Below are 16073 nucleotides of genomic sequence, written 5' to 3' on the forward strand. Positions count from 1 at the left end.
AAGACCCGCGGCTCCGCCGGGGGCGCTGGGACATCACGGCAGGTGGTGGGTGGCGTTGCTCACGGCGAGGAACACTTCGCGCAAGAAGATGCCCAGGCTGGCGATCAGGGCCACCATGGCGAGGATGAACAGCACCGCCACCGCCCGGGCCAGATCCACCGAGAGCAGGGCGCCGAGGAAGGCCCCGGCCACCACCAGGCAGACCAGCAGGGCCCCGGCCACCGCCGCCAGGATGGCGAAGTAGATCAGGCGAATGCGTTGGAGCAGGACGCGCAGTTCGTCCCGGTCCAGGGCGGCGTGGGGGTCGCCCTGGGAAATCCGGTCCTGGAGCAGGCGGCGGCGATCCACGTTGCGGCCCAGGCGCACGTTGAGGGTGGCGACCAGGGTGGCCAGGGCGGTGAGCAGGAACACCGGGGCCACAGCCAGCTGGATGACCCGGGAAATGTCGGTGAGATGGGTTTCCATGGTTGGCGCTTTTTGGGTGATTTTTGCGGCAGCTTAAGGCAAGGACCGGAGAGAGGTCCTAAAATTCGCTATTCTTTTTATATATAGCGCGCCCGATTCCGGGGGCGCTCAGGAGTACGCCATGCCCCCTTCGACCCGCAGCAGCGACGGAGCGACCCTCAACCCCGTCGGCGCCGCCCCCACCGGCATCGCCTCGCCCCGGGCCCAGGCCGTCCTGGCGCCGGGGGACTTGGCCCCGGGCCCGGTGCCCCTGGGCCTGCATCTGGAAGGGCGCTTCTGGCTGACCATCGGTGCCTCCGGCTACGCCGGCGAGGGGCGGGTGGCGCTGCTCGAGGCGATCGACCAGCACGGCTCCCTCAACAAGGCGGCCAAGGCCCTGGGCCTGAGCTACAAGTCGGCCTGGGATGCCCTCCAGTTCCTCAACAACGCCGCCGGGGTGTCCCTGGTGGATGCCAGCACCGGCGGCCGGGGTGGCGGCGGCAGCCGCCTCACCCCTTCCGGGCGCTGGCTAGTGGAAGTGTTCAATCGGGTGAAGAGCGTGCATCGCCAGTTTCTCGACGCCCTGGCCGCCGCCGTGGCGCGCAGTGCCGAGGCCGGCCAGGGAGCGGGCGCCCCGGGGGCGCTGGAGCGGCTGTTCCTGCGTACCAGCGCCCGCAACCAGTGGCTGGGCACGGTGGCCGAAGTGCGGGAAGAGGGAGTTTCGGCGGAAGTGACGGTGGAACTGGGCGGGCAGACCCTGCGGGCCCGACTGACCGCCGGCAGCGTGCGCGAATTGGGGCTGGAACCCGGCACCGCCGTCTGGGCCCTGGTCAAGGCCCAGGGCGTTGCCTTTCTCGCGCCCGGCGAAGCGCTGCCCGACGCCCAGCGGCACTTCAACCGGCTGGCGGGGACGGTCGTTTCTGTCACCAGTGCCGGCGCCATGGACCGGGAGGTGGCCCTGGCCCTGCCCGGCGGCAACATGCTCTACGGTGTGGTGGCGAAGGAGCGGGCGGAGGCCCTGGGCTTGCCGGAAGGTTTCGTTGCGCAGCCGGAAGGCGAGGGTGGCGAGGGTGGCGAGGAAGCCGAACCCATGCCCCAACTCCAGCCCTTGTCGGCCGCGTTCGATCCGGGCCTGGTGATCCTGGGCGTTCTGGCCTGATTCGCCAGGGGCGCCGTCAGGCGGACGCTCCCGCCGGGGGCAGCCAGCGGCGGACCCAGTCCGTGGTGGCCCGGGCGCTTTCCTTCCGTCCGGGGCAGCGGACCAGTTCGTGGGGCGCCTGCACCAGGGACAGGGCATTGACCGCCGCGGCGGTTTCCCGGGTGTCCTGGGGCGCCTGGGGCGGCCGTTCCTCGGCCAGGTAGAGCAGGGGCACGGGCAGAAAGCCCAGGGCATGGCGCCCGGCCAGGTCGATGAAGCCGTTGCGGCACACCAGGGCCCGGCACGGCCCCTGGCGGGTGGCGGTCAGGCGCAGGGCCGCTGGGGCGCCGCCGCCGCTGGCGACAATGACCAGGGGCAGGTCCGGCGGCAGGCCGAGAAGGCGGCAATCCTTGCCTTGCAGGTAGCTCAGGCAGGCGGCCAGCCGGTTTTCCAGCAGGGGCACGTCCCGCACCAGATCCGGGTAACGGGTATCGAGGGGCGTCAGCAGGTCGATCCGGCACACGGCCAATCCCGCGCCGAGCAGGGCCTGGGCGATGGCATAGGGGCCGCCGTCCTGCTGGGAGGTGGGCTGGACCACCAGCGCCAAGGCCTGGGCCGGCGCGGCGGGCAAGGCCAGTTCTCCGGCCAGTTGGGCGGCGTCGCTGCGCAGGGTGAAGGGAAAGGCGGCGGCCGGTTCGGTCACTGGCGAAAGGGGCGATGGGGGGGCAGGCATGTCAACCTCCGGCCAGGGCGTGGAGGCCCAGCCACCAGCCGGCGAAGCCTCCCCCGGCCACAGCGGAAAAGCCCAGGGCGATCCGTCCGGCCAGCCGGCGTCCCGCCACCACGGCGACCACTGCCAGCTTGAAGCCTAGGTTGGCCAGCACGGCCAGGCCCACGGCGGTCACCGCCTGGGTGGCATTGACCCGCTCCAGGGCGAAGAGGCGCAGGCTCGACAGGGTGATGGCATCCACGTCGGTGAGGCCCGAGGCCAGGGCCACCAGGTAAAGGCCCCGGCTGCCGGCGATGTCGGCCAGCCAGGCGGACAGGAACAGCACGGCGGCGTAGATGGCGCCGAAGGTCAGGGCGGCGCGGATCTCGGTGGGGTTGCGCAGTTCCAGCTGGGGCAGGGAATCCTGGCGTTCCATGCGGCGCCACATGACCACCGCTACGATCAGGCCCGCCAGGGCGCCGCCGGCCATGGTGGGCAGCAGGTGGGGCACCAGGGCGGGCTGGACCACGGCGGTGAGGGCCACCAGCCGCACCAGCACCACCAGGTTAGCGGTGAGGATGACGGTCAGGGCCAGTCCGCCCAGGGCTGGGGTTTCCCGGCTATGGCGGGAATAGACCAGGGTGGTGGCGGTGCTCGACACCAGGCCGCCCAGGATGCCCAGCAGCGGCGCCCCATGGCGCTGGCCGGCGATGCGCAGGGCGCCGTAGCCGGCCAGGGATACGCCGGAGATGAGCACCACCATCCACCACACCTGGTAGGGGTTGATGGCCTGGTAAGGGCCGAAGCCCTGGTCCGGCAGCACCGGCAGGATCACTAGGGAGAGTACGGCGAATTGCAGGATGGAGATGATGTCCCGCTCCGTCAGCCGGCTGGTCAGGCGTTTGAGCTGGGCCTTGAAGTAGAGCAGCACGGTGCTGAGGATGGCCAGCATCACCGCCTGGGTGCGGTATTCGTCGTACCAGGCCATGGCGCCGAAGCCGAAGGCCAGCAGCAGGGCCACCACCGAGGTGGTGCCCGGGTCGTCCTGGTCCGGGCGCACGGCGTAGCTGGCGATCATCATGGCCGCCACCGCCAGCAGGCCGGCGGCGATAAGCCAGGGCGAATCGAATTCGCCGGCGAGCAGGGCGCACACGGCGCCGAGCAGGGAGGTGAGGCCGAAGGTGCGCAGCCCGGCCCGGGAGGTGGCGCGCCGCTCTCGTTCCAGGCCCATGAGCAATCCCAGGCCCAGGGCGGTGAGAAAGCCGTGGGCGAATTCGAGGCCGACGTCGCTGAGTGGAGTGGTCATGATGGATTCAGCTTAGCGGATGGCAAGGGAAGGAACAGCAGTTGCTCCCCGGCGGCCGGATTTGATCGGCGTGGCGGGAAGGGCGGTTGGCTTCCGGTAGAATCGCGGCCTCGGCCGCCTTCGCGGGGCCGGCGTTTTCCGGCGCAACCGCCGCGGCAGCCAAGGTGGCGGGCAACGGCATATGCTGTCATTGTGCCTCAACAGCGAGGCGCGAGGCCGCGCCGGCACCCACGCATTCCCCCAGCCAAAACCACCCGATATCGTCCATGTCCGTCGTTTCCCTGCCTCCCACGCCCGGCCACGCCCGCCACTATGCCATCGTGCCGGCGGCCGGCCACGGCAGCCGCTTCGGCAGCGAAACCCCCAAGCAATACCTGTCCCTGCTCGGTCGGCCCCTGCTGCACCACACCCTGGCGGTGCTGTGCGCCTGCCCGGCCATCGACCGGGTGTTCGTCGTGCTGGCGCCGGACGACGACTGGTGGGGGGGGTTCGATTGGAGCGCCCTGGGCAGCAAGCTGGAAACCGTGCGCCAGGGCGGCGCCACCCGGGCCGCCAGCGTCCAGGCCGGGCTGGCGGCGGCCGCCACCGCGGCGGCCGACGACGATTGGGTGCTGGTCCACGACGCGGCCCGGCCCTGCCTGTCCGCCTCTGCCCTCAACCAGTTACTCCAGACCCTGGCCGACGACCCGGTGGGCGGCCTGCTGGCGGTGCCGGTGGCCGACACCCTGAAGCGCTCCGACCAGCGTGATCGGGTGGCCGGCACCGTGCCGCGAGACGGGCTGTGGCAGGCCCAGACGCCCCAGATGTTCCGCTATGGCCTGCTGCGCGACGCGCTGCAACGCTTTCCCGACGTGACCGACGAGGCCGGCGCCATGGAAGCTACGGGCCACGTGCCCCGGCTGGTGCGGGGCGAGCTGGCCAACCTGAAAGTCACCTACCCCGCCGACCTGGCCTTGGCCGAGCGCTTGCTCGCCACGGCGCCCCGGGGCTGATTCCACTTACTTCTTACAGTTCTCACAGGAAATTTCATCGTGCTCAGAATCGGACAAGGCTACGACATCCACGCCCTGGTGCCCGGGCGGCCCCTCGTCATCGGCGGCGTGACCCTTCCCTTCGACCGGGGGCTGCACGGCCACTCGGATGCCGACGTGCTGATCCACGCCATCATCGACGCCCTGTTCGGCGCCGCCGGCCTGGGCGACATCGGCCGCCACTTCCCGGACACCGATCCCCGGTTCAAGGGCGCTGACAGTCGCGCCCTGCTGCGCGAGGCCATCGCCCGGGTGACCGAGGCTGGCTACGGCATCCTCAACCTCGACAGCACCGTGGTGGCCGAGGCCCCCAAGCTGGCGCCCCACATCCCGGCCATGGTAGCCAACATCGCCGCCGACCTGGGTCTGCCGGAAAAGGACATCAACGTGAAGGCCAAGACCGCCGAGAAGCTTGGGCCGGTGGGCCGCGGCGAGGGCATCGAGGCCCAGGCCATCGTCCTGCTCGGCGAGCTCGCCGACGAGGACGAGCATGATCACGACCACGATCACTAACCCTTTTTCTCTCCAACCTCCGCACCCTTTTCCGCCTTCGCCATGATCAAGAAAATCCCCGTCGCCCAGTTGCGGATCGGCATGTTCGTCCACGACTTCAACGCCGGGTGGATGGACCATCCCTTCCTCTTCAACCGGGTCATGATCAAGAGCGAGGGCGACCTGGCCAAGGTGCGCAACAGCCGCATCCAGGAACTGTTCATCGACACCGAGCGGGGCCTGGACGTGGAGGACGAGGCAGCAGCGGAAAAGCAATCCCGTCCCGAAACTTCTGCCCCGGCGGAAGCGCCGGTTGCGGCCGCGCTGGAAGCCGTGGCCGCAGTGGCCGGGCCGGGGGTGGCCGCCGATACGGCGGGTGGGGGCGGCGAGGCACCCCGGGAAACGGCCCTGGAGGCCGCGCCGGAGAAAGTGTCGGAGAAAGTGTCGGAAAAGGCGCCGGCCCCCGGCGAGCGCCTGGCCGCTACCGTGCGGGTCCCCACGGGCAACCCCGGTGGCGTTTCGCCCGGGGTGTCCCTGGGGGCGGAGATGGGCCGGGCCCGGGCCGCTTTCGGCGAGGCCACCCGGGCCGTGCGCTCGGTGATGGACGACGTGCGGGTCGGGCGCCAGGTGGAGCAGGCTCCGGTGCGGGCGGCGGTGGAAAAGATCACCGCCTCGGTGCTGCGCAACAGCCACGCCATCCTCACCCTGCGCCGCCTCCAGCAGCGGGTGGACGACTACACCTACAACCACGCGGTGGGGGTGTGCGCCATGCTGGTGGCCTTCGGCAAGTCCCTGGAACTGGACGAGGCCATGCTCCACCAATTGGCCCTGGGCGGCCTGCTCCACGACGTGGGGCTGATGAAGCTGAGTACCGAGCTGATCACCAAGCCGGGCAAGCTGACCGAGGACGAATTCAAGGTGGTGCGTTCCCACGTGGTGATGGGCCTGGACGTGGCCACTACCTTGCCCGGCCTGCCGCGCCACGCCCTGGAAGTGCTGGCCGAGCACCACGAGCGCATGGACGGCACTGGCTATCCCAAGGGGCTCAAGGGCGAGGCCATTTCCCTGGCGGGGCGCATGGCGGCCATCGTGGACGTCTATGACGCCATGACTTCGCCCCGGGCCTACCGGGGGCCCACCCCGGCGTCCGACGCGGTGCGCCGCCTGTTCGAAGGGGGCGGCACCTTGTTCGATGCCGATCTGGTGAAGGCCTTCGTCAAGAACGTGGGCATCTACCCGGTGGGTTCCCTGGTGCGCCTGGAAAGCAACCGGCTGGCGGTGGTGGTGGCCCTGCACCGGGACAACCTGCTCACCCCGGTGGTACGCATCATCTATGACGCCAAGCGCATGTACTACCTGCCGCCCGAGGACATCGACCTGGCCAAGCACGGCAGCGAGCGCATCGCCGGGGCCGAAGATGCGACCAAGTGGGGCATCGACGTGGCCCGCTTCCTGATCTGATTCCCGGGTCCCGGCGGCCGCCCGCGATTTTTTACCTCCTTTTACTCGCCCTCGCCGCCTTCCCCCCGTAATATCCAGCGTTATAAAAACGATCACGCTGAAGGGACACACCTTGGTGGACGAAAGGGAGATGGAGGAGGGCACCGTTCAATCGGTGCTGGAGCAGGTCCGCTTCGAACAGCTGGCCGACAACCTGCCGGAAAGCTTCTGGCTGATCGACACCGCCGCCAAGCAGGTGGTGTTCGTCAATGCCGCCTATGAGCGCCTGTGGGGCGGCAGCCGGGAGGATCTGTGCCGGGACCGCTTTTCATGGCTGTCCTGCGTCCATCCGGACGACCGGCCGCGGCTGCGCCGGGTGGTGGCGGAAAACCGCTTCGGCGGCGTCAATGAAACCTTGCGCGCCTTGCATCCGGACGGCAGCGTCCGCTGGCTGCAATTGCGCAGCTTCGCCATGGCCGACGAGGCCGGGCGCATCCACGGCGTCGGCGGCATCGCCCTCGACATCACGCCCCTGGTGCAGCAGCGCGACGAGCTGGCGGCGAGCATTTCCACCAACCGTTCGATTCTCGACGCCCTGCCGGCCCACATCGCCCTGCTCGACGAAACGGGGCGCATCCTGGCGGTCAACGCCGGCTGGCGCCATTTCGCCGAGGAGAACGGCTATCCGGACGATTCCGCCGGGGTCGGTCTCAACTACCTGAGCCTGTGCACCGGCGACGGGGTGGCGGTGGCGGCGGCCTCCGAGCACGTCCAGTCGGGCCTGCACGCCGTGTTGTCGGGCGCCCGCGACGAGTTCTCCACCGTCTACTCCTGCCACGGCAAGAACGCCGAGAGCTGGTTCCGCCTCCTGGCCACACCCCTGCGCGCGCCGGGCAAGGGCGCGGTGGTGATGCACATCAACGTCACCGAGAGCGTCAAGGCCGAGCGCCAACTGGCCCAGGCCGCCCACTACGACGCCCTGACCGGTCTGCCCAACCGGCTGCTGGTGCGCGACCGGATCGAGCAGGCCCTGGCCAGCGCCCACCGGGAAGGCAAGCGGGCGGCGGTGATGGTGGTGGACCTGGACCGCTTCAAGCTGGTCAACGACACCTTCGGCCACGGCGTCGGCGATGCCCTGCTGGTGGCTGCCGCCGACCGCATCGCCACCGTGCTGCGGGAGAGCGACACGGTGGGGCGCATGGGCGCCGACGAATTCGCCATCGTCGTTCCCGACCTGGAGTCCAGCGAGGACGCCACCATGGCCGCCCAGCGCATCATGGAGGCCCTGGCCCGGCCGATCCACGCCGAGGGCCAGGAACTGTACGCCCAGGCCAGCGTCGGCATCGCCCTCTACCCGGACGACGGGATCGAGGCCGAGGCCCTGATCCGCAACGCCGACACCGCCATGTACCGGGCCAAGGAACTCGGGCGCAACGGCATGCAGTTCTACACCGCCTCGATGAATACCCGGGCCCAGGGCCAGTTGCAGATGGTCATCGACCTGCGCCGCGCCCTGGAGCGGGACGAATTCGTCCTGCACTACCAGCCCAAGGTCAGTTGCGCCAGCGGCGCCATCGTCGGCTTCGAGGCCCTGCTGCGCTGGCGTCATCCGGCCCGGGGCCTGGTGCCGCCGGACCAGTTCATTCCCCTGCTCGAAGACACCGGCGGCATCATCGCCGTGGGCGCCTGGGTGCTGCGCCAGGCCTGCGCTCAGGCCGCCACCTGGCACCGGGAGGGGCTGGGCGCCCCGTCGGTGGCGGTGAACCTGTCGGTGCGCCAGTTGCTCCAGCCCAACCTGGTGGAGATGGTCGGCGCCGAACTGCGCCGCGCCGGCTTGCCGGCCGGCGCCCTGGAGCTGGAGATCACCGAGAGCATGCTGATGCACAACGTGGAGGATGCCATCGCCACCCTGGACGGCCTCAAGCAACTGGGCCTGCGCATCGCGGTGGACGATTTCGGCACCGGCTACTCCAGCCTCTCTTACCTGAAGCGTTTTCCCCTGGATTCGGTCAAGGTGGACCGCAGCTTCGTCCAGGACATCGTGGCCGATCCGGGCGACGTCTCGATCACCCGGGCGATCATCACCCTGGCCCACAACCTCAAGCTGAGGGTGGTGGCCGAAGGGGTGGAAACCGAGGCCCAGCTGGCGCTGCTGTCGAGCAACGGCTGCGACGAGATTCAGGGTTACTACTTCAGCCGCCCGGTGCCGGCGGAGGAAGCGGGCGACCTGCTGCGGGCCGGCCGCCGCCTGCCGGAGGCCCTGCTGTCGCGCCATCCGGCGGGGACGGACCATGCCATCGGGCTTGAAGCCCTGCTCCAGCGGACTACCCTGGATGTAACCCAGGAAGTGGTGGAGATGTTCCCCTGGCCCCTGTTCGGCATCGACAACGAGGGGCTGGTGGTCGCCGCCAACGGCGAGGCCCAGCGCTTGGCTGGACGGGGTGCGCTGGTGGGCGAGCCGGCTGCCGCCTGTCTCCCGGCGGCTGTGATGGATCTCTTGGCACAACGGGAGGCAACCCCGCACCGGGTGGACTGCGCCCAGGGCCGTTTTCTTGTATTCTGCCGCCCCCTGGGGCCGGCCGTCGAGCCCCGGGGCTGGCTGTTGCTGGCTTTACCCGAGGAGCGATGATGACCTTAAGCCCCCTGACCCTGGCCGAGCTCGAAGGGAGCCTGGGCCGGCTGCCGTCGATGCCGGCGGTGGTGACCGAGCTGCTGCTGCGCCTCGAGGATCCGGAACTGGACACCCGCCGCCTGGCCCACGACATCGCCCGGGACCAGTCCCTGGCGGCCAAGACCCTGCGTATCGCCAACTCGCCCTTCTACGGCCTGCGCGGCCGGGTGGCGAGCATCCAGGACGCGGTGACCCTGCTCGGCCTGCACACCATGCGCACCCTGATGCTGGCCGCCGCCGCCGGCGAGACCCTGGGGCGCCTGACCGCCGAGGGGTTGGATACAGCCACCTACTGGCGCCACTGCACGGCGGCGGCGGTGGTGGCCAGGGTGCTGGCGCCCCGCGCCAAGGTCAATCCGGAAAGCGCCTTCGTCGTCGGGCTGCTCCACGACATCGGCCGGCTAGTGATCGCCACCAACTACCCGGCCCACTACAAGGCGGTGCATGAACGGGCCAGAGCCGAGGGCCTGCCCCTGATCGATGCCGAACGCCTCTGCCTGGGCATCGACCACGTCCAGGTCGGGGAACTGCTGGCGCGGCGCTGGGTATTCCCCGCCACCATCGTCGACGGCATCGCCGGCCACCATGCGCCGGAACGCTGGCCCGAGCAGCCCCTGGCCGCCGTGGTCAGCCTGGCTGACAGCGGCGCCTACGAACTCGGCCGGCACCTGGCCGGCGCCTGGAATCCGCCTCCCCGCTCCGAATACGCCTGGAACGCCCTGGGTCTGGATGAAGCCACCTGGCAAGCGGCCCTCGACGAGGCCCGGCCGGGGGCCGAGGAATTCTCCCTGGTGTTCGGCGCCTGAGGCTGTTGCAGCGCCGTCTTCGGCGCTGCGCGATCCGGCGGGGGAGGGGGCACCGTAATCTGGCCGGCGTCTGCCCTCTGTTCTTTCCCGCTTTTTCCGTGCCCTAGCCCTGGCGCGGCAGGACGATCCTGGCACGCAGGCCGCCCCCTTCCCGTGGCAGCAGGTCCAGGCGGCCGCCGTGGGCCCGGGCGGCGGCATCGACGATGGCCAGTCCCAGGCCCGTGCCCGAAACACCGCCCCGGGCGCTGTCGCCGCGCATGAAGGGGCGCTTCAGGGCTTCCGCCAGGGCCGGGTCGATGCCCGGGCCCCGGTCGAGCACTTCCAATACCACCTGGCGCTGCCGGCCGCTGCCTTCCTCGTGCAGACGGAAGGTCAGCCCGGGGACCATCGAGCCGTTGGGGGTGTCGACGCCGGCATAGCGCCGGGCGTTCTCGCCCAGGTTGGTGAGCGCCCGTTCCAACACCCGGCGCTTGACCGGCAGCGGCGCTACCGTCTCCAGTTCCAGGCTGGCTTCGGGGAAGCGCCGCGCCACGCCGGTGATGATTTCGCCCGGATCGTAGGGCTGGGGCGTTTCTTCCCGGGCGCCCCGGGCGTAATCGAGAAACTGGGTGAGCAGCCCGTCCATGGTTTCCACGTCGGCCACCATGCCGCCCTTGAGTCCATCGTCGCTGGTGCTCATCTCCAGGGCCAGGCGCAGCCGGGCCAGGGGGGTGCGCAGGTCGTGGGAAATGCCGGCCAGCACCTGGGCACGCTCGTTCTCGTTGCTGGCCAGGTCGGTGGCCATGCGGTTGATTGCGCTGGCCAGCACGGCCAGTTCCAGGGGGCCGTCCTCGTTCAGGCGGGCGGGGCGTTCGCCCCGGCCCACGGCCACGCACACCCGGGCCATCTCGGCCAGGGGGCGGCCGACCCGGGCAACGATGAACCAGGCGCCGGCCAGGGCGAAGGTCAGGGCCAGGGCGCCCCAGCCCAGCCATTCCCAGGGCGTGCGCCGCTGGGCGCGGTTTTCCGGCAGCACCACCCAGTATTCGTCCTCGGGGTCGTCGGCGGCCACGTGGAAGCTGGTCCACAGCCCCGGCTCATCGTCCAGAGCGATGGCGAAGCGGGTGGAAAAGCCCAGGGCCAGGCGCACCTGGCTGGCGTAGGTGGCGAAGAAGGGGTTGTCCGGCAGGGGCGTCAGCTTGTCGCCGGCATCCGCAGGAATCACCCGGATGCCCTCGCGCAGGGCCAGGTCGTCGAGGAGCGCCAGGCGCTCGCTGGGGGCGGCGTGGAGGAGGGCGGAGCGGGTCAGGTTGACCACGCTGGCGGTCAATTCCGCCAGCTGCCGGGCCCGGGGTTCCCGTTCCGAATAGCGTAGCAGCAGGGCCCAACTGGTGACCGCCAGGATCAGCACCAGGGCGATCAGCAGGAAGGTGCGCCACAGCAGGGTACGGGGCCACAGCTGGCCCCAGTAGAGGCGCCAGGAGGATGGGCGGTCCGGATCGGTCACGTAGCGTGCGGGGTGGGGGCGGCAGGGGCTCCGATGCCGCCGGGCTCGTCGGGCACGAACACGTAGCCGAAGCCCCACACGGTTTGCAGGTAGCGCGGGTTCTGCGGGTCCGGCTCCACCAGCTTGCGCAGGCGGGAGACCTGGACATCGATGGCCCGGTCGAAGGGGCCGTGCTCCCGTCCCCGGGCGAGCTGGGTGAGGCGGTCCCGGGACAGGGGCTGGCGCGGGTGCTCCATGAGCACCTTGAGCACGGCGAACTCGCCCGTGGTGAGGCGGGTCACTTCGCCCTGGCGGGCGATCTGGCGGGTGGACATGTCCACTTCCACGTCGCCGAAGCCGATCACCCCGGGCTTGGACGCCGGGGCGCCCGGCGGGGGCAGGCCGCGCCGGCGCAGCACGGCCTGGATGCGAGCTACCAATTCCCGGGGATTGAAGGGCTTGGGCAGGTAGTCGTCGGCGCCCATCTCCAGGCCGACGATGCGGTCGATCTCGTCGCCTTTGGCGGTGAGCATCAGGATGCCCAGCTGGGCATCGGCCGAGCGTAGGCGCCGGCATATCGACAGGCCATCCTCCTCGGGCAGCATCAGGTCCAGCACCAGCAGGTCGAAGGCCTCCCTGGAAAGCAGCCGGTCCATGGCCGCGGGGGATTCGGCCGCCTTGACGGTGAAACCCTGTTCGCCGAGGTAGCGGGTCAGCAGGTCGCGCAGTCCCTGGTCGTCGTCTACCACCAGGATGCGTTTGGGCGTGATCGTGTTCATGGTGGTTATCGTAGCGTGGTCAATGCCGGGTGGATAGGGCGTGGTTGGGGGCAGATGGAGAGAATCGTCAGCAGGTGTTTCGGAAACGCCGTGGCGTCACATTTTCTTACAACTCGACGCAGGGAGAAATGGGCAGGGGGCGGCGCTGCCGCTAAGATTCGGTCATGACGAGTGGTCCCCGACATGGCCCGGACCACGGTTTTTGGAGCGTTGAATGCAATCCCGCCGTTTTTCCCCGTTTTTCGGCAATGTCCTGCGCCAGACCGCTCTGGCCTGGGGGCTTGCCGCCAGCTTGGGCAGCCTGCCGGCCCTGGCCCAGACGGGAACGGCGCCGACGGTTTCCGGCAGCACCGCCAGCGCTCCGGGGCCGGTGGCGCCCATGGTGAGCCTGGAAAAGTGGAAGCGCATGACGGCGGACGAGCGCCGCGCCGAGCGTGAGCGGGTGCGTAGCCAGTGGCCGCGGATGAGCGACGCGGAGCGCCAGGCCGCCCACCAGGCGATGCGTGAGCGCCTCGACTCCTTGTCTCCCGAACAGCGCCAGGAAATGCGTCAGCAACTGCGCCAGGAAGGGCGGGAAGCCTGGGAGAAACTGTCGCCGGAAGAGCGCCAGGCCCGCCGCGAGGCGATCCGGGAACGCTGGCAGAGCATGCCGCCCGAGGAGCGCCAACAGTTGCGCGACAAGCTGCGCGAGCGCCGGGCCCTGGAAGGGGTGCCGGCGAGAGCGGAGCCGCCACCCACGCCCCCCCTTTCCGGCCCCCGGCCGTTGCCGCACCGGCCCTGATCCCCAGCCGATCTTCGCTGTAGTTTCCAGCCCGGCTCGCCACCCCTGATTCTTTTCAGTCTTCTTTCCGGTGCCCTCGCCATGCCAATCGATCATGGATTTTCCCCAGGCCGCCGCCGTTGGCTGAACCGCACCGGAACGGGCCTCTTGGCCCTGCCCCTGGGGGCCTCCCTCGGCCTGGCCGCGCCGGCCTGGGCGGCCCGCCGCGAGAACGATGCGGTACTGGGTGAAGCCGGCGCCCGCCACCTCCTGGCCCGTACCGGCTTCGGCGGCCGGCCGGCGGACTTGGCCGCCTACGCCGGGCTGACCCGCGTCGCGGCGGTGGACCGCCTGCTCGCCCGGCCCCCCACGGCGCCTCTGCATGCGCCCCCGGCCGACGCCCTGGAGTACGTCTCGCCCCAGCGCCTCAAGGAAATGCGCGAGGAGGACCGCAAGGCCTTCCAGCAGGAACGCTTCCGCGTCGGTGCCGAGATGCGCGCCTGGTGGCTCCAGGAGATGATCGAGGCCGATCCGTCCCGGGCCCTGGTGGAGCGGATGACCCTGTTCTGGCACAACCATTTCGTTTCCAGCGACCAGAAGGTCCACGCCCATTCGTTCATGGTCCGCCAGAACCTGCTGTTCCGGGAAAACGCCCTGGGCAATTTCGGCGACCTGCTCCACGCCGTGGGCAAGGACCCGGCCATGCTGGTGTACCTGGACGGCGCCCAGAGCCGGCGCGAGAGCCCCAACGAGAACTTCGCCCGGGAGGTGATGGAACTGTTCACCCTGGGCCGGGGGCATTACCAGGAAGGCGATATCCGCGAAGCGGCCCGGGCCTTCACCGGCTGGAGCATCGAGCCCCAGACCGGGGAGTTCCGCTGGCGGCCCTTCTTCCACGACACCGGCGTCAAGACCGTGCTTGGCCGCAGCGGCAATTTCGACGGCGACCAGGTGCTCGACATCCTGCTCGCCCAGCCGGCCTGCGCCGAGTTCATCGCCGCCAAGCTGTGGCAGGACTTCGTCGCCCCCCCGGGGGACGATCCCGCCCAGGCCCGGGCCATCCAGCGCCTGGCGGCGGTGCTGCGCGACAGCGGCTACGACCTGCGCGCCACCCTGGGGGCCCTGCTGCTGTCCGAGGCCTTCTGGGCGCCCCAGAACCGGGGGCGACTGGTCAAGTCGCCGGTGGACCTGGTGGCCGGCACGGTACGCACCCTGGACGTGACCGTGCCCGACGCCCTGCCGCTGGCCTTCATCGTGCGCAACCTGGGCCAGGACCTGTTCGCCCCGCCCAATGTGCGCGGCTGGCCGGGGGGCGAAGCCTGGATCAATTCCACCTCCCTGCTGGCGCGCAAGGCCTTTCTCGAACGGCTGCTGCGCGGCGAGGACTTCGTCGAGCCGATGCGCCATTTCGACGGCCAGCAGGCCCGCTACGACGACGCCACGCCAGTCATGAAGCGGCGCACCGCCCAGTTGCGCGAAGCCTTCGGCCAGGTGGGCGGCCGCATGGACGGCGACGCCCGCTTCCGCCTGGTGGCGGCCTGGTCGGCGGTACGGGTGGACAGCAGCCGCCTGCTCGACCGCTTTCCCGACCACCGCGGCCTCGAAGCCGCCCTGCTGGCGGTGCCTCCGGTTAACCCGCTTGCCGCCGGCGGGATGAACGATGCACCCACCGGCCTCGCCCTGATCCGGGCCCTGGCCCTCGATCCCGCCTACCAGCTTCTCTAGGAGACTGCCATGGACCGCCGCAGCTTCCTCTTCGGCCTCGGGGCCGCCAGCCTCACCGTGCTGAGTGCAACCTCCCGGGCCGCTCCCCAGATGGATTCTTCCAGAATGCCCGCCAGCGGCGGCGCGCCGGACATGCCCCGGGGCAGCCCCCATTACGAGCGCCTGCTGGTGCTGGTGGAACTCAAGGGGGGCAACGACGGGCTGAACATGGTGGTGCCCTACGCCGACCCCCGCTACGCCGCCCTGCGCCCCCGGCTGGGCTTAAAGCGCGAACAGGTCCTGCCCCTGAGCGAAGCCGCCGGCCTGCACAACGCCCTGGAACCCCTCCTGCCCCTGTGGCGCGACCGCCAGCTGGCGGTGGTCCAGGGTGTGGGCTACCCGGACCCGGACCTGTCCCACTTCCGCTCCATCGACATCTGGGAGACCGCTTCCGGCGCCCACGAGACCCGCAGCGACGGCTGGCTGGCCCGGGCCTTCGCCAAGGCCCCGGTGCCCGCCGCCTTCGCCGCCGACGGAGTGGTGCTCGGCGCCGCCGACATGGGGCCCTTTGAAGGCCCGGGCAGCCGGGCCATCGCCCTGGCAAACGCTGACCAGTTCCTGCGCCAGGCCCGGCTCGCCCAGCCCGGCGGCGAGGCTGCCCGGGCCAACCCGGCGCTCGCCCACCTGCTCAAGGTGGAGCAGGACGTGAGCACGGCGGCCAACCACCTGGCCGGCGCCGCCAGCGCCTCGCCCTTGAAAACCGCCTTTCCCGGCGGCCCCTTCGGCCAGGCGGTGAAGACTGCTTGCCAGCTGGTGGCGAGCAACGCCGGGGTGGCCTGCCTACGCATCACCCTGAACGGCTTCGACACCCACCAGAACCAGGCCGGCGCCCAGGCCGGCCTGCTGCGCCAGCTGGGCGAGGGCCTGGCCGCCCTGCGGGCCGGCCTCGCCGAGTCCGGCCGCTGGAACGACACCCTGGTGATGACCTATGCCGAGTTCGGCCGCCGTCCCAAGGAAAACCAGTCCGGCGGCACCGACCACGGCACCGCCGCGCCCCATTTCGTCCTCGGTGGCCGGGTGGCCGGCGGCCTCTACGGCGCCGAGCCGGCACTGGACCGGCTCGACGGCAACGGCAACCTGCCCTTCGCCGTGGACTTCCGCCAGCTCTACGCCACCGCCCTGGACAACTGGTGGGGCATCCCCTCCCGGGACATCCTGGGCGGGCGCTTCGCATCCCTGCCGTTGCTCGCTTGAACCGCAAGGCAGGGGAGGGCAGCGGTTCGCCCCGGCCCGTCTTCAGCGGCTCGTTCGCGCCGTAAAAGCGTCGG

Annotated in this window: 14 protein-coding genes; 9 read left to right on the forward strand and 5 right to left on the reverse strand. The window is 70.4% G+C overall.

Annotated features, from left to right (window positions below; genetic code table 11):
- Positions 1-33 precede the first annotated feature (33 nt).
- On the reverse strand, positions 34-465 hold the full coding sequence (locus LWW89_RS05335; protein WP_293262289.1) for a DUF2721 domain-containing protein: 432 nt from the start codon (positions 463-465) through the stop codon (positions 34-36).
- Positions 466-586: 121 nt separating this feature from the next.
- Here LWW89_RS05335 and LWW89_RS05340 point away from each other — a divergent pair, with 121 nt between their 5' ends.
- Positions 587-1603 carry a TOBE domain-containing protein gene (locus LWW89_RS05340; RefSeq protein WP_293262292.1) on the forward strand — a complete coding sequence of 339 codons (1017 nt, stop codon included), beginning with the start codon at positions 587-589 and terminating at the stop codon, positions 1601-1603.
- A gap of 16 nt (positions 1604-1619) precedes the next feature.
- On the opposite strand, the gene LWW89_RS05345 is transcribed toward LWW89_RS05340, so the two are convergent.
- Both LWW89_RS05345 and LWW89_RS05350 read right to left on the reverse strand, forming a co-directional pair.
- Entirely contained in the window at positions 1620-2315 is a 696-nt protein-coding gene (locus tag LWW89_RS05345; RefSeq protein ID WP_293262295.1) for a hypothetical protein, read from the reverse strand.
- A gap of 1 nt (position 2316) precedes the next feature.
- Complete coding sequence (locus LWW89_RS05350) at positions 2317-3597, reverse strand: MgtC/SapB family protein (protein WP_293262298.1); 1281 nt, start codon at positions 3595-3597, stop codon at positions 2317-2319.
- A 266-nt stretch (positions 3598-3863) separates the two neighbouring features.
- On the opposite strand from LWW89_RS05350, the gene ispD reads away from it, so the two are divergent.
- The 5 genes from ispD (at position 3864) to LWW89_RS05375 (ending at position 10037) form a co-directional block, all read left to right on the forward strand.
- Positions 3864-4589, forward strand: coding sequence for a 2-C-methyl-D-erythritol 4-phosphate cytidylyltransferase (ispD, locus tag LWW89_RS05355; protein ID WP_293262301.1), 726 nt, complete (start codon positions 3864-3866; stop codon positions 4587-4589).
- A gap of 39 nt (positions 4590-4628) precedes the next feature.
- The gene (ispF, locus tag LWW89_RS05360) at positions 4629-5141 is read left to right on the forward strand and encodes a 2-C-methyl-D-erythritol 2,4-cyclodiphosphate synthase (protein WP_293262304.1); all 513 of its coding nucleotides are present in this window, start codon (positions 4629-4631) and stop codon (positions 5139-5141) included.
- Positions 5142-5183: 42 nt separating this feature from the next.
- A complete protein-coding gene (locus tag LWW89_RS05365; protein ID WP_293262307.1) occupies positions 5184-6581 on the forward strand; it encodes an HD-GYP domain-containing protein in 1398 nt (465 codons plus the stop codon).
- A 115-nt stretch (positions 6582-6696) separates the two neighbouring features.
- Positions 6697-9189 carry an EAL domain-containing protein gene (locus LWW89_RS05370; protein WP_293262958.1) on the forward strand — a complete coding sequence of 831 codons (2493 nt, stop codon included), beginning with the start codon at positions 6697-6699 and terminating at the stop codon, positions 9187-9189.
- Positions 9189-10037, forward strand: coding sequence for an HDOD domain-containing protein (locus tag LWW89_RS05375; RefSeq protein WP_293262310.1), 849 nt, complete (start codon positions 9189-9191; stop codon positions 10035-10037). The genes LWW89_RS05370 and LWW89_RS05375 overlap by 1 nt, the downstream gene beginning before the upstream one ends.
- A gap of 103 nt (positions 10038-10140) precedes the next feature.
- Here the strand turns inward: LWW89_RS05375 and LWW89_RS05380 are convergent, their stop codons facing one another.
- Positions 10141-11523 carry an ATP-binding protein gene (locus tag LWW89_RS05380; RefSeq protein WP_293262313.1) on the reverse strand — a complete coding sequence of 461 codons (1383 nt, stop codon included), beginning with the start codon at positions 11521-11523 and terminating at the stop codon, positions 10141-10143.
- A complete protein-coding gene (gene ompR / locus LWW89_RS05385; protein WP_293262316.1) occupies positions 11520-12281 on the reverse strand; it encodes a two-component system response regulator OmpR in 762 nt (253 codons plus the stop codon). The genes LWW89_RS05380 and ompR overlap by 4 nt, the downstream gene beginning before the upstream one ends.
- 214 nt (positions 12282-12495) lie before the next feature.
- On the opposite strand from ompR, the gene LWW89_RS05390 reads away from it, so the two are divergent.
- The 3 genes from LWW89_RS05390 (at position 12496) to LWW89_RS05400 (ending at position 15999) form a co-directional block, all read left to right on the forward strand.
- Positions 12496-13062, forward strand: a complete 567-nt coding sequence (locus LWW89_RS05390) for a DUF3106 domain-containing protein (protein WP_293262319.1) — start codon at positions 12496-12498, stop codon at positions 13060-13062.
- Positions 13063-13209: 147 nt separating this feature from the next.
- Positions 13210-14766, forward strand: a complete 1557-nt coding sequence (locus LWW89_RS05395; protein ID WP_293262322.1) for a DUF1800 domain-containing protein — start codon at positions 13210-13212, stop codon at positions 14764-14766.
- Positions 14767-14775: 9 nt separating this feature from the next.
- A complete protein-coding gene (locus LWW89_RS05400; protein ID WP_293262325.1) occupies positions 14776-15999 on the forward strand; it encodes a DUF1501 domain-containing protein in 1224 nt (407 codons plus the stop codon).
- Positions 16000-16073: the final 74 nt, after the last annotated feature.

Source organism: Oryzomicrobium sp., from assembly GCF_021287045.1.
In the GTDB taxonomy this organism is placed as follows: Bacteria; Pseudomonadota; Gammaproteobacteria; order Burkholderiales; family Rhodocyclaceae; genus Oryzomicrobium.

Excerpts from the sequence above, each read along its gene's own strand:
- LWW89_RS05350 (WP_293262298.1), bottom strand. The coding sequence starts at position 3,597 with ATGACCACTCCACTCAGCGACGTCGGCCTCGAATTCGCCCACGGCTTT.
- LWW89_RS05345 (WP_293262295.1), bottom strand. The coding sequence starts at position 2,315 with ATGCCTGCCCCCCCATCGCCCCTTTCGCCAGTGACCGAACCGGCCGCC.
- LWW89_RS05335 (WP_293262289.1), bottom strand. The coding sequence starts at position 465 with ATGGAAACCCATCTCACCGACATTTCCCGGGTCATCCAGCTGGCTGTG.
- LWW89_RS05365 (WP_293262307.1), top strand. The coding sequence starts at position 5,184 with ATGATCAAGAAAATCCCCGTCGCCCAGTTGCGGATCGGCATGTTCGTC.
- ispD (WP_293262301.1), top strand. The coding sequence starts at position 3,864 with ATGTCCGTCGTTTCCCTGCCTCCCACGCCCGGCCACGCCCGCCACTAT.
- LWW89_RS05390 (WP_293262319.1), top strand. The coding sequence starts at position 12,496 with ATGCAATCCCGCCGTTTTTCCCCGTTTTTCGGCAATGTCCTGCGCCAG.
- ompR (WP_293262316.1), bottom strand. The coding sequence starts at position 12,281 with ATGAACACGATCACGCCCAAACGCATCCTGGTGGTAGACGACGACCAG.
- LWW89_RS05340 (WP_293262292.1), top strand. The coding sequence starts at position 587 with ATGCCCCCTTCGACCCGCAGCAGCGACGGAGCGACCCTCAACCCCGTC.
- LWW89_RS05400 (WP_293262325.1), top strand. The coding sequence starts at position 14,776 with ATGGACCGCCGCAGCTTCCTCTTCGGCCTCGGGGCCGCCAGCCTCACC.
- LWW89_RS05375 (WP_293262310.1), top strand. The coding sequence starts at position 9,189 with ATGACCTTAAGCCCCCTGACCCTGGCCGAGCTCGAAGGGAGCCTGGGC.